Raw genomic sequence first — 13005 nt, 5'->3', positions numbered from 1 at the left:
GCGATGAAGAGCATCTCCCGCACCCCTTACCCTCCGTCCGGAGGGACGGCCGGACGCACGGACCTGGGCCGCCGCCTGGCGGCCCGCCGTGAAGCCCTCGGCATGAGCCGGGAAGAGCTGGGCCGGAAGTGCGGCGCCGACGGCAACTACATCGTTTACCTGGAGGAGCACGCCGCCAGCCCCGCCATGGGCACCCTCGTCCGGGTCGCCGACGTCCTCGGCGTCACGGTCGACGACCTCACCGGCGCGAGCGCCGACCGGGTGCGCGGTCGCGCCACGGCCCGCCGCGACACCGCGCTCGTCCCCCTGGAGGAGGAAGAGTGCCGCATGCTCCTGGGGACGCACGGCGTGGGCCGCATCGCGGTCTTCACCCCCGAGGGGCCGGCCGTCCTCCCGGTCAACTACATGGTGGTGGGTACCGCCATCGTGTTCCGGACTGCCGCAGAGGCCCTCGCGGCCAGGGCGGCGGGCACGGAGATCGCCTTCGAGATCGACAACATCGACGACGTCACCGCCGGCGGCTGGAGCGTCCTCGCCGTGGGCGAACTGCAGGCCGTCACCGACCCCGAAGAGATCCAGCACCTGACCACGACGGCCCGCTCCCACCCGTGGGCGGGCGGCCCCCGGACCCACTGGATGAAACTCGCTCCCCTCCGCCTCACGGGCCGCCGAGTGGTGCACGAGTCATGAACGCCCCGAGCGGGGCCGTCTTCGACACCGACAACGTCCGACCCGCACTCCGGCGACTGAGGGAGATGAACCTCGGGTGCGCCGCGCTCTCGGCCTCACGCCACGCCCGCGCCCTCCTGGAGTCGGCGGACCTCATCGGCCTGTTCGACGTCCTCGTCGACGGCAAGGAAGCGGCCGCGCTGTCACTGCCCGGCACGCCCGCACCTGCCCTGTTCCTCGAAGCGGCCCGCCTGCTCGGTGTGGAGCCGGGGTGCGCGGCCGTGGTCGAGGACGCAGTGGTCGGGGTCGAGGCCGGCCGACGCGGCGGTTTCCGCCTGGTGGTCGGGCTCGACAGGGCCCGCGATCCCCGCACGGAACGGGGGACTGCCCGCAGCGCTCGCCGCCCTCACCGGCGGGCCGCCGTGAACCGCGCCTGGCAATGGGAGTACCAGCGCTACGACCCGGCCCTGCTCGGCGACATCACATCGACCCCGTGCCACTCACCGAGGTCCCCGGATCCGCCTTCTCCGTCTCCTGCCTCCGGCACCGGGACATCCGCATCCGCTTCCGGCCCGGCCGGCTCGGCGTCCGGGTCCCGCCCTCGCTCCTGGGACCGGTGCCCTTGGTGCTTCCCGGCGGCCGGGGCACGCAGGCCGCCCCGGGCCAGGAACGGTGGTTCAGGCTCCGGGGGCTGAGCCGGTGTCCCCGGCTTGACCTGCACAGATTCAGAGGTGCGGGTCGCCCTGTGGCGGTGTGACCGCCCGGCGCACACGCTGGAAGCAGAGCGTCGAAAGGGGTGAAGGGCATGGAGACGCAGCATTCGGCAGCCAGGATCGTGGTGGGCGTCGATGGTTCGCCCTCGTCCCAGGCCGCGTTGCGCTGGGCGGTCCGGTACGCCGGTCTCGTCGGTGGAAAGGTGGAGGCGGTCACGGCCTGGGAGGTCCCCGGCGAAGCGTCCTGGTCGGCGCCCGCGGTGGACGCGACGTTCGACGAGGAAGACGCACAGAGACGCCTGGTCGAGGAGGTCCGCACGGTGCTCGGAGAAGAGCACGCCTCGCTGGTCCGGGAACGCCTGGTGCACGGCCATCCGGTCGAGGTCCTGGTGGACGTGGCCGACGGCGCCGAGATGCTGGTCGTGGGCAGCCGAGGGCGCGGTGGCTTCCGACGTGCACTGCTCGGTTCCGTGAGCCAGCAGGTGGCCCTTCACGCCCCGTGCCCGGTGACGATCGTTCGGCACGACGTGTCCGTCGAGTGACCTGACCCACCGGGCAGGCCCCTTGGGTCCCGCAGCGGTGAAGCAGAGTTCCGAGGGAGGAGCGCCGGTCCCACGCGACTGGCGGTCCTCCACGTCCGGCTGACCTGGGCGGACCGAGTTTCCAGCAGGTCCGTACGGCCACCCGGCGCGCGCCATGTGGGCCGATCGGCCCCGCGCGGAAACGGACCGGTCGGCCCCGAGAGAAGGGCCCGCTCGGCACTGCGGCGCACCCACCCCGGAGCGTGACCGTGGAACCCGGACGCCGGTCCAGGCGCCGTTCCTCGAAGAGGGTGACCACGATGCAGCGCATACGGATCCAGACCCGGCCGAAGCAACTCCACAAGCCCGCCCCGCTGGACCTGCGCACGCCGTCCGGCCGCCCCCTGCCGTACTGAACCGCTGCCGGCACACCGGCCACGGAGGACGTCATGGGACACACACGTACCGTGCACCCATCGCGGCCGCGGCGACCTCGGCCGCGTCGGAGGCCTCCACCAGCATGCGCTCGAAGACCGGGCATTGGCGCAGGAAGAGCTGGTGCTCCGCGGGCGTGCAGAAGCCCATGACGTGCTCCACGCCGGCGCGGTTGTACCAGCTCCGGTCGAACAGCACGATCTCCCCAGCGGCCGGCAGGTGCCCCACGTAGCGCTGGAAGTACCACTGGGTGCGCTCGCGCTCCGCCGGCTTCGGAAGGGCGGCGATGCGGGCCACGCGGGGGTTGAGGTGTTCGGCGACGCGTTTGGTCGTGCCCCCCTTGCCCGCCGCGTCACGGCCCTCGAAGACGACGACCAACCGGGCCCCTTCGCGCGCGCCCATTCCTGGAGCCTGACCAGCTCCGTCTGGAGTCGCAGCAGTTCCGCCTCGTAGGCCGCCTTGCCGAGTCCCGCGTCCGTGCCTCCCCATCGTCGCGGGCGTTTCGATCCAGTCAGTCACGGGGGACATCCGTGCGCCAGCACGTCCTTCGGGCCTCGGCGTGTCGATACCCTGGCCGCGAGGTCGGGCTTTCTGGCGGCAGGCGGAGGGGAAACGCGTGGGTGTGGGGGATCCGTTGACGCAGGTTCCGAGGATGCGGCTCGACGAGCTCCTGGGCGAACTCCAGGTGCGCATCGACGAGGTGCGCGGCACCCGCGACCGGGTGCACAGCCTGCTCGAAGCCGTCGTGTCGGTGGGACGGGAGCTGGACCTCGCCCAGGTGCTCCGGCGCATCGTGGAGGCGGCCGCGCTACTGGTGGACGCCGAGTACGGGGCTCTGGGCGTGATCGGCCCCGACGGCCGCCGGCTCGCGCAGTTCCTGACCGTGGGGCTCACCGACGCGGAGATCGCTGCCATCGGCCCGCTGCCGGCCGGCCACGGACTGCTGGGTGAGGTCATCCACCACCCGGAGCCCCTGCGCCTGACCGATCTGGGAGCGCACTCCTCCTCCCAGGGCTTCCCCGCCCATCACCCGCCCATGCGCACCTTCCTCGGTGTGCCGATCCGCGTCCGTGACGAGGTGTTCGGAAACCTCTACCTGACCGACAAGCGGGGCGGGGTCGACTTCGACACGGAGGACGAGACGGTGATCACCACGCTCTCGGTGGCGGCGGGCGTGGCGATCGACAACGCGCGGCTCTACGAGGGCGCGCAGCGCCAGCAGCGGTGGCTCAGGGCCAACGCGGAGATCACCGAGAGCCTGCTGTCCGGGAGTTCGCGCCCGGCGGTGCTGGAACTCATCGCCCGCCGCGCCCAGGAGATCACCGCTGCACGGATCGCGAGCATCGCCGTTCCGGTGGACGGCAGTGAAGGCCTGGTCGTCGAATTCGTGGCGGGCGCGGACCGAGCCGCCCGGCAGGGGCTCGTCGTCCCGTACGAGGGCACGCTCACAGGGGCCGCGCACCGGGCGGGCAAGCCCGTGACGGCGATGCAGGCGTCGGACGACGGGCTCTACGCGACCGAGGCCCGGATGCAGGGATGGGAGGGGCTGGGACCGGCGGTGGCGGTCCCGCTCGGGACCGCGGGCGGGGAGAGCCGGGGCGTCCTGCTGCTCGCCCGGCCGACGGGAGACCCGGCGTTCGGCGAGGGCGAGCTGGAGCCGCTCGTCGCCTTCGCGGGCCAGGCCGCGATAGCCCTGGAACTGGCGGAACGACGCCGGGACGCCGAACAGATCGCACTGCTGGAGGAGCGCGACCGGATCGCACGCGACCTGCACGACCTGGCCATCCAACGGCTCTTCGCCACCGGCATGACGCTGCAGAGCGCAGCCCGGCTCGTGGAGCACGAAGGGGCTGCCGAGCGCGTCGGCCGGGCGGTCGACGACCTGGATGAGACCATCAAGATCATCCGATCGACGATCTTCGGACTGCGCACCAAGGACCGCGACGGGGGACCCGGGCTGCGCGCCCGCGCCGCCCGCGCCGTCGGCGACGTGGCCACCTCTCTCGGCCATCCGCCGCTCCTCAGCATGGAGGGGCTCCTCGACACGGACGTACCTCCGCAGATCGCCGACCACGTGGTGGCGGTACTGGGCGAGCTCCTCAGCAACGCGGCCCGCCACGCGCAGGCGACGCGGGTCGCGGTGATCCTCAAGGCCGGCCAGGGCGAGATCGTACTGACCGTCTCGGACAATGGCGTGGGCATCCCCGCGCAGGGGCGCAGGAGCGGTCTGCGCAACCTCGACGAGCGGGCCCGGGTGGTGGGCGGCACCTTCACGGTCGAGACTCCCGACGAGGGCGGCAGCCGGCTGGTGTGGCGGGCGCCGCTCGCCCGCAATGGCTAAGGGGGACGGGGTCAGCCGCAGACGCCCGAGGAGGGCGGTGCGGCCTCCAGCCGGAACCCCGTGACGAGATCAGGGTGGATCCGCACGGTGCTGGTCAGCGGTGGTTTCGCCCACGGGCGCAACAAACTCCTGTACCGCCCTCGTGGATCCTGATGATGATGTCCTCGCCGTCGATGAGGTGGTTCACCGGTCGAACGGCGGGCAGAGCGTGAGTGAAGGCGAGGCGTCCCAGGGACACCGTCGCGAGAAGCCCCAGCGCGGCGGCCCTGTCCAGCTCACGCATGTGCCGGACGGCGTACGTGCAGGCGCTCCGTCCGGCGGGCGGCCCCAGGCGTTGCCGGGTCACGCTGTGCCTGACCCGAACGGCTCCGCCCTCACGAGACGACGAACGTCAGGTCGCGGTCGGCGGCGAGCACCCGCATCGCGTTGACCACCAGGGGTGGCACGTCACACAGGAGGAGTCGCGTTCCTGCCGCGCGGCAGCGGCGGTCGAGACGGACCAGGAGGTCGATGCCGGCGCTGTCGCAGAAGGAGAGCCGGCACAGGTCCAGGATGATGCGCCGGTGCCCGGAGGCGGCGAGTTCCAGCAGGTTCGGCCTCACTTGTCCGGCCGTGTGGAAGTCGAGCTCTCCGGCCATGGCGATCCGCAGTCCGTGGTCGTCCCGGGCCACGGTCCTGAGGTCGATCAAAGCGGTGGTCGTCATGACATCCTCCGTGCTGCGTGCGGCTCCGTGGAGTCGCGGCGTTCCCCGTGCGCCACCAGTCCATCGGGCGCCGGGTCGACCGGGGAGGTCCCGGCCGGCCCTCGGGGGAGGGCCGAAGGTCCCTCATCGGAGGGACCGCAGGTGGTGCCCGCCAGGTCGCCGCGGTCCGATGAGGGCCGATCGGCCCTGTCCGTCCGGCCCGTCCAGCGGGCAGGATGCCGGTGTTCGTGTGTCCAGGGACGAACCCAGGCGAAGGAGTTGCGTCATGACCGGCAGCAGTGCCACCTCCCCCGCGGCCGAGCCCATTCGCGTCTTCCTGCTCGACGACCACGAGGTCGTACGCAGGGGAGTCCACGACCTGTTGGACGCCGAACCCGACTTGACCGTGGTCGGCGAAGCGGGCACGGCCGAACAGGCGCTTGCCCGCATTCCGGCGTTGCGCCCCCGGGTCGCGATCCTGGACGTAAGGCTCCCGGACGGCGATGGGGTGAGCGTGTGCCGTGAGCTGCGATCGCGGATGCCCCAACTGGCCTGCCTCATGCTCACGTCGTTCGATGACGAGGAGGCCCTCCTGGACGCCGTGATGGCAGGGGCCTCCGGCTACGTCCTGAAGCAGATCACCGGCACCGACCTGGTGACCGCCGTCAGGACGGTGGCCTCGGGCCAGTCGATGCTCGACCCCGGGGCCACCACCCGGCTGATGGCACGCGTGCGTGGAGACGTGCCCGAGGAGGAGCGGGTTCCCGGGCTTCCCGGATTCACGGACCGGGAGAAGGAGATCCTCCTCATGGTCAGCGAGGGGCTGACCAATCGGGAGATCGGCAAGCAGCTCTACCTCGCGGAGAAGACCGTCAAGAACACCATCTCGCGCCTGTTCGTCAAGCTTGGGGTGGAGGGGCGCGTCCAGGCTGCCGTGATCGCCAGCCACGCCCTGACCCCGCCCGGTCGGCACCAGATCCGCATCGCGGAGTAGGCCGGCGGCGCCTCAGTGGTGCGGCACGACAGCGACGGGGCAGGCGCAGTGGTGGAGGACGGCGTGGGCCACCGATCCGATGCGTGACCCCAGCGCCGATTCCCGGATCTGCCGGCCGACGACGAGCAGCCGGGCGTCCGAAGCGGCGGAGAGCAGCACCTGACCCGCGCTGCCCAGCTCCACGTGCTCGGCGACCACCACCTCCGGGTACCTCGTCCGCCACGGATCCAGTGCCTGCTCCAGCGCCGCCTTCTCGAACGGCTCCAGGCCGCCGAACTGGTCCGAGATCCACATCGACCCGGGGCTGTAGGCGTAGACCGGGGGCAGAGTCCAGGCCCGGACCGCGCGCAGCGGGGCCTTGCGCGACGAGGCCGCCTCGAAGGCGAAACGCAGCACGTCGGCGGACTCCTCTACGCCGCCCTGCTGACCGACGACCACCTCACCCTCTGCGGACCGGGTCACCGCCGTGCCGTGCCGGGCCCGGACGGAGACGACCGGGCACGCGGCGGCGGCGATCAGCTGCTGCCCGTACGAACCGAGCAGGAAGCCGGCCAGAGCGCCGTGGCCCCGGGTGCCGAGCACCAGCATCTCCGCGTTCTTGGCAGCGCCCAGCAGGGCCGGTACGGGGACGTCCGGCACCACCTCCGCGGTGAGGGAGAGCGCCGGGTGCCTGCGTGAGAGCTCGGCCTCCGTCTCCTCCAGGATCTCCTCGGCCCGGCGGGCCTCGGAGTCGCGGTCCTGGACGACCGGGAGAGCGAGCGGCTGCCACAGCCAGGCGTGGACCACGTGCACGTGCATGTCCCGGCGTACGGCCTCCCGAGCCGCCCAGCCGGCCGCGGCCCGGCTCTCGGGAGAACCGTCCACGCCGACGACAACGGTGCGCTTCACAGCTCTGACCTCCGTACTGATGCGCGAGCATCGGGGTTCATGACCGGACGGGTGGCACCCGTGGGGGGAGTGCCGGGCGCCTCCGGGATTCACCTTCCCCGGGCCGGGCAGGTGCGCGAAAGGGCCGACGGTCCCTCCCCGAGGGCCGGTCCTCCCCTGGCGGCCACCTGCCGGGCGCGAGAGGGTGTCGGCATCGGCTCAGTCGACGAACGTCCCTGGCCCTCACCCGCAGGAGCGGACATGACCGCGTTGACCGCGCACTCGATCGCGGAGCTGGACGCCCACTGGCGCGCCGCCAACTACCTGGCCGTCGGCCAGATCTACCTCATGGGCAACCCCCTGCTGACCGAACCGCTCCAGCCGGAGCACATCAAGCCACGGCTGCTCGGTCACTGGGGCACCTCGCCCGGTCTGAATCTGGTGCACACCCACCTCAACCGCGTGATCAGCGAGCGCTCGCTGGAGGCCCTGTGCGTCTGGGGCCCCGGTCACGGCGGCCCCGCGGTCCTGGCCAACGCCTGGCTGGAAGGGACGTACAGCGAGACCTACCCGGACGTGTCACGGGACGCCGAAGGCATGGCCAGGCTGTTCCGGCAGTTCTCGTTCCCCGGCGGAGTGCCCAGCCACGTGGCACCGGAGACACCCGGCTCCATCCACGAGGGCGGCGAGCTCGGATATTCCCTCGCCCACGCCTACGGAGCCGCCTTCGACCATCCCGGGCTGCTGGTGGCCTGCGTGATCGGAGACGGCGAGGCGGAGACCGGGCCGTTGGCCGCGTCCTGGCACGGGAACAAGTTCCTCGACCCGGTCCACGACGGCGCCGTCCTGCCCATCCTGCACCTCAACGGGTACAAGATCGCCAACCCGACGGTGCTGTCCCGGATCCCCGAGGCCGAGCTCGACGCGCTGCTGCGCGGCTACGGCCACGAGCCGCTGTACGTGACCGGAAGCGACCCCGCCCTGGTCCACCACTCCATGGCCCGCGCGATGGACCACGCCCTGGACCGCATCGCCGACATCCAGGCCGCCGCCCGGGACGCGGCCACCGGACCGGGGCGGGAACGCCCGCTCTGGCCGATGATCGTGCTGCGCACACCGAAGGGCTGGACAGGGCCCGCCACCGTCGACGGCGACCCGGTCGAGGGTACGTGGCGCTCCCATCAGGTCCCGCTCGCGGCGGTACGCGAGAACCCCGCGCACCTGCGGCAGCTGGAGGACTGGCTGCGCTCGTACCGGCCGCAGGAGCTCTTCGACGCCCACGGCCGTCCGACCGAACAGGTCCTGGCCTGCGTCCCGGAAGGCGACCGCCGCCTGGGCGCCGTGCCGTACGCGAACGGTGGCCGGCTGCTGCGCCCGCTGCCGCTGCCCGCGCTCGACGGGCACGCGGTCCCGGTCGACAAGCCGGGCCACACCCTGCACGAACCGACCCGCGTCCTCGGGCGTTTCCTCGCCCAGGTCATGCGGGAGACGGCCGCGCGCCGGGACTTCCGGGTCGTCGGGCCCGACGAGACCGCCTCGAACCGCCTGGACGACCTGTACGAAGCCACGGGCAAGGCCTGGCAGGGCACCACCGAGGCCACGGACCGGAACCTGTCCCGCGACGGCCGGGTGATGGAGATCCTCTCCGAACACGTCTGCCAGGGCTGGCTGGAGGGCTACCTCCTCACCGGCCGCCACGGCCTGTTCTCGACCTACGAGGCCTTCGCGCACATCGTCGACTCCATGGTCGGACAGCACATCAAGTGGCTGAAGACCGCGCGGGAACTGGCCTGGCGGGCACCGATCGCCTCGCTCAACTACCTGCTCACTTCGCACGTCTGGCGCCAGGACAACAACGGTTTCTCGCACCAGGACCCGGGATTCGTCGACCACGTGCTCAACAAGAGCCCCGAGGTCGTGCGCGTCTACCTGCCGCCGGACGCCAACACCCTCCTTGCCGTGGCCGACCACGCCCTGCGCAGCCGCGACCGGGTCAACGTCATCGTCGCAGGCAAGCAGCCCTGCTTCGACTGGCTCCCGATCGGCGAGGCACGCGCGCACGTGGCGCGCGGCGCCGGAGTCTGGGAGTGGGCCGGTACCGAAGACGGCTCAGGCACCCCGGACGTCGTCCTGGCCTGCGCGGGCGACGTGCCCACGATGGAGGTGCTGGCCGCCGCCGCACTGCTCCGCGAGCACCTCCCGGAGCTGGCCGTCCGCGTCGTCAACGTCGTCGACATCGCCCGCCTCATGCCCCACGAGGAACATCCCCACGGCATGACGGACACCGAATACGACACCCTCTTCACCACCGACCGGCCTGTGGTCTTTGCGTACCACGGCTATCCGTGGCTGATCCACCGCCTCGCCTACCGCCGTGGCGGCCACTCCCAGCTGCACGTGCGCGGTTACAAGGAGTCCGGCACGACCACGACCCCGTTCGACATGGTGGTCCGCAACGACATGGACCGCTACCGGCTGGTCATGGACGTCATCGACCGCGTCCCCGGTCTCGCGGGCCGTGCCGGGGACCTGCGCCGGGCCATGGCCGCCCAGCGCGTCCGCCACCACGACTGGATCCGGGAACACGGCACCGACCTGCCGGAGGTCGCGGACTGGTCCTGGCCCTCCTGAGCCATCCGGTGAACCCACCACACCCGTGCACGAGGGGCCGACCGGCTCCTCGTGCACGGGTGCCGTTCCGCACCACCACCGTCTCACCGGAGTTCCAGGACCTCCGTCACGGGGCGGCGCGGCGTGACCGGTCCCGAGGGGCCGTAGCCCAGGCGGAGGACCATCTGGACGTGGCCCGTGGAGACCAGCGGATCGCGGACCGCCCAGCGCAGCTCCGGCCATTCCAGGGGCTGGGAGGTCATCGAGGTGGCGAGGCCGTCGGCGGTGGCCTGGAGGAGCACGCGCTCGAGCGCCTGGCCGGCACGCAGCCAGTCGGCCGCGGTGTCGTTCGGAGTGCACAGCAGGGCCAGCTGGGGGTGCTCCTCGAATACGGCCCATCCGCGGTCCGGGACCGGGCGTGCCCGGCCGAAGTCCCGTACGGGTGCCGGGCCGGCGCTCCGTGGGCCGAAAGCCGCGGCGGGAATGCCGTCGCTTCTCGGAGTGGGCGCCGAGCCCTGCGCATGAGTGGTCCAGGCGTCCGTCTCCGCTTGGGCCGGCGGATCCATCTCCTCGTGGTGCTCCGCGTCCCGTACGAGTGAGAGCACGGCCTCCGTGTGCCAGCGGTCGGGGATGGTCAGGCGGCAGCCTTCCAGCCGGGCGGCTGCTCGCAAGCCGTCCAGCAGAGGTGGCGGAACGGCTTCGTCGCTGAAGGGGTGGCGGCTGGTGTGCCGGTGGCGGAGTGCGTCGTGCAACGCGGCGAGTTCGCGGTCTTCAGTCGTCGGCGTGCCGAGGACGACGGTGGCCAGCAGCCAGGGGTCGGGGCTGTCGGGCAGCAGGCCCACAGTGACCCCGATCCCGTTCCACGCCGCGGACACGCGCAAGTTGAACAGGCTTGCGCCGCAGCCGATATGGAGGGCGCGGTGATCGGGGTCGGTGCGCTTCATCGCCCGTTCCGGGTCGCCGTGCAGTTCGATGACACCGGTGGTGGGGCGGAACACGAACCGCCAGGGCTGGGCGTTGTGCATCGAGGGTGCGATGACGGCGTCCCCGACGAGCACTTCGGCGATGTCGGCGTCGATGCGGTCTGTGGTCATGGCTCGTTCCTGTCCGTGTGGTGTCAGTCGTGCGTGACGACGGCCACCGGTGATGCGACGTGGTGCGTCACCGCGTGGGGTGATGACGCCGTTCGGGACTCCCGCGTGGGCTCGGTGGAAGCAGCCGCCGGGCAGAGCCGGACGGTGGCCCCGGGCCATCAGGCGGGCCGCGCCGGCGATCGTGGCGTCCTTCGTCACGGTCACGGCGGGGCGCGTCATCAACTGCCCGGCGGTGACGTCGCGGGATGCAGCGGCCTCGTTCTGCGTGGTGAGCGGCAGGTCGGCCTCCGAGACGACGTCGGCCGTGCCCGTCCCCGCTGGTCACGGGCACGGCGCTGACGTGCCACATGCGCAGGATCTCGACGATGTCCTTGCAGGCGGTTTCCCGGTCGACGGAGACCACGGCGTGTGTCATGACGTCGTCCACGGTGCGCAGGCGCTTCATGGCCTTCCTCCCAGGGGCATGGGGTGGACGTGGTGGGTGCGGGGGTCAGTCGTGGGCGATGACGGCGACGGGGGCGGCGGCGTGGTGCAGGACCGCGTGGGCGACCGAGCCCAGGTGCACGCCGAGGGGCGAGCGGCGCAGACGTCGGCCGATGACGACCAGCTGCGCCCCCTCGCTCGCCGGGACGAGCCGCTCGGCGGCAGGCCCTCTGAACACCGTCGGGGTGACGGCGACATCGGGGAACTTGTGCCGCCAGGGAAGCAGCGTGTCGTCCAGCATCTGGGTGATGCTCCGGTCGATGTCCCGTTCGTTCTCGGCGTCGGCGAAGGGGACGTACGTGTAGGCGGCCGGCATCTTCCAGGCGTGCACGGCCCGCAGCGGGCAGCCGCGCCGGTCCGCCTCCTCGAAGGCGAAGGCGAGGACCCGGTCGCACGCTTCGTGGATGTCGACGCCCACGACGATCTCTCCGGCCGAGCCGGTGTCAGGCCCGTCCGGGTCGTCGGTGGGGCGGACGAGGACGACGGGCGTGTCGGTCGCGACCAGGGTGGACATGGCCACCGAACCGACGATGAAGCCGACCAGTCCGCCCAGGCCCCGTGAGCCCAGGACCAGCAGGTCGGCGTCGGAAGCCTCGGCGGCCAGGGCGGCTGCGGGACGGGCCGAGAGCGCCCGGGGCGTGACCTCCAGCCGCGGATGGCGCCGGCGGAGCTCTCCCGAGGTTTCGGCCAGCGTTTGATCCGCCCAACGGTCCACGTCCTGGCGGCCGACGCCGGGGAGTACCGGGTCCAAGGGCCAGTCGACGGCATGGACGAGGCGCAGCGGGACCTGTCGCAGGACGGCCTCCTGCGCGGCCCATCGGGCAGCCGCCCGGCTCTCGGCGGAGCCGTCGACTCCGACGGTCACGTGCTTGTTCATGGCTTGGAGCTCCTTCGTGGGATCCGCGCCTCACCAGGACATCGCGCTGTGGCTGCCGCCGACGGCCGTGCTCGCCGTGTCGTCGAAGCCGGCGGTGACGCGCGAGGCGACAGCCACGACCCCCTCGATGCGTTCGACGAGGCCGAGCAGGGAGCGCAGCTGGCTCTGCTGGTGCACGCGGCCGTTCAGGGTGACGATGCCGTCCACGACGTGGACGTCGACGTCACCGGCCGGCACGGCCAGCACATCGGCCAGGATGTCGGCCACGCGCCGCCGTATCTCCGAGTCCGGGCGCAGGAACATGCGCAGCAAGTCCCGCCGGGTGACGATGCCGACCAGCCGGTCCTCCACATCGACGACGGGCAGCCGTTCGATACCGCGTCGGGTCATCAGCCGGGCCGCGTCGGCCGCGGTCTCTTCCGCACGGACGGTGATGGCCGGCGCGGACATGATCTCGCCGACCGTGAGGGACGCGGCCTGAGGGGCGCCCTGCGCGTGGGGACCGGGTGAGGCGAGGCCCAGGACGTCGGTCTGGGAGACCACGCCCACCACGCGGTCCTCGTCGTCCAGGACGGGAACCCCGCTGATGTCGTACTGGGCCAGGACCTTCGCGACCTCCTTGACGGCCATCCCCGGGGGAACGGAGACGACCTCGTCGGTCATGAGGTCCGCCACCTTGATGTGGTTCATGAAGCCCTCCTGCTGCGTCGTGGGCGTG

General features: G+C 72.0%; 10 protein-coding genes and 3 pseudogenes. 6 read left to right on the top strand and 7 right to left on the bottom strand.

The features are described from left to right. Positions 1-3 precede the first annotated feature (3 nt). The 3 genes and pseudogenes from D1J60_RS05080 (at position 4) to D1J60_RS05070 (ending at position 1924) form a co-directional block, all read left to right on the top strand. Positions 4-690: a pyridoxamine 5'-phosphate oxidase family protein gene (locus D1J60_RS05080; RefSeq protein ID WP_125820292.1), complete on the top strand. Its 687-nt coding sequence runs from the start codon at positions 4-6 to the stop codon at positions 688-690. Positions 691-770: 80 nt separating this feature from the next. After that, positions 771-1028: pseudogene (locus D1J60_RS05075) on the top strand (HAD-IA family hydrolase); the annotation flags it as partial. A 446-nt stretch (positions 1029-1474) separates the two neighbouring features. Then, on the top strand, positions 1475-1924 hold the full coding sequence (locus D1J60_RS05070; RefSeq protein ID WP_164720841.1) for a universal stress protein: 450 nt from the start codon (positions 1475-1477) through the stop codon (positions 1922-1924). Between the two features lie 486 nt (positions 1925-2410). On the opposite strand, the pseudogene D1J60_RS05065 reads toward D1J60_RS05070, so the two are convergent. Further along, positions 2411-2778: pseudogene (locus D1J60_RS05065) on the bottom strand (polyphosphate kinase 2); the annotation flags it as partial. 212 nt (positions 2779-2990) lie between these two features. Here D1J60_RS05065 and D1J60_RS05060 point away from each other — a divergent pair. After that, positions 2991-4679: a GAF domain-containing sensor histidine kinase gene (locus tag D1J60_RS05060; RefSeq protein WP_164720840.1), complete on the top strand. Its 1689-nt coding sequence runs from the start codon at positions 2991-2993 to the stop codon at positions 4677-4679. An 11-nt stretch (positions 4680-4690) separates the two neighbouring features. On the opposite strand, the pseudogene D1J60_RS05055 reads toward D1J60_RS05060, so the two are convergent. Both D1J60_RS05055 and D1J60_RS05050 read right to left on the bottom strand, forming a co-directional pair. Then, positions 4691-4962 (bottom strand): annotated as a pseudogene (locus tag D1J60_RS05055) (pyridoxamine 5'-phosphate oxidase family protein). Between the two features lie 91 nt (positions 4963-5053). Then, positions 5054-5383, bottom strand: a complete 330-nt coding sequence (locus tag D1J60_RS05050) for an STAS domain-containing protein (RefSeq protein ID WP_125820290.1) — start codon at positions 5381-5383, stop codon at positions 5054-5056. A 265-nt stretch (positions 5384-5648) separates the two neighbouring features. On the opposite strand from D1J60_RS05050, the gene D1J60_RS05045 reads away from it, so the two are divergent. Next, entirely contained in the window at positions 5649-6356 is a 708-nt protein-coding gene (locus D1J60_RS05045; RefSeq protein WP_125820289.1) for a response regulator transcription factor, read from the top strand. A gap of 12 nt (positions 6357-6368) precedes the next feature. Here D1J60_RS05045 and D1J60_RS05040 read toward each other — a convergent pair whose 3' ends face one another. Next, complete coding sequence (locus tag D1J60_RS05040) at positions 6369-7244, bottom strand: universal stress protein (protein WP_125820288.1); 876 nt, start codon at positions 7242-7244, stop codon at positions 6369-6371. A gap of 240 nt (positions 7245-7484) precedes the next feature. Here D1J60_RS05040 and D1J60_RS05035 point away from each other — a divergent pair, with 240 nt between their 5' ends. Beyond that, positions 7485-9854, top strand: coding sequence for a phosphoketolase family protein (locus D1J60_RS05035; RefSeq protein ID WP_125820287.1), 2370 nt, complete (start codon positions 7485-7487; stop codon positions 9852-9854). Between the two features lie 83 nt (positions 9855-9937). Here the strand turns inward: D1J60_RS05035 and D1J60_RS05030 are convergent, their stop codons facing one another. From D1J60_RS05030 to D1J60_RS05020, 3 genes are all read right to left on the bottom strand, one after another. Then, positions 9938-10927, bottom strand: a complete 990-nt coding sequence (locus D1J60_RS05030; RefSeq protein ID WP_125820286.1) for a nitroreductase — start codon at positions 10925-10927, stop codon at positions 9938-9940. Positions 10928-11417: 490 nt separating this feature from the next. Continuing rightward, positions 11418-12287 carry a universal stress protein gene (locus tag D1J60_RS05025; protein ID WP_164720839.1) on the bottom strand — a complete coding sequence of 290 codons (870 nt, stop codon included), beginning with the start codon at positions 12285-12287 and terminating at the stop codon, positions 11418-11420. Between the two features lie 30 nt (positions 12288-12317). Continuing rightward, positions 12318-12977 carry a CBS domain-containing protein gene (locus tag D1J60_RS05020; protein WP_164720838.1) on the bottom strand — a complete coding sequence of 220 codons (660 nt, stop codon included), beginning with the start codon at positions 12975-12977 and terminating at the stop codon, positions 12318-12320. Between the last annotated feature and the right edge of the window lie 28 nt (positions 12978-13005).

The sequence above is a fragment of the Streptomyces sp. W1SF4 genome, assembly GCF_003950035.1.
In the GTDB taxonomy this organism is placed as follows: Bacteria; Actinomycetota; Actinomycetes; order Streptomycetales; family Streptomycetaceae; genus Streptomyces; species Streptomyces racemochromogenes.
Note: the sequence above shows the minus strand (reverse complement) of the source record. Positions and strands in the feature narration are given on the sequence as shown.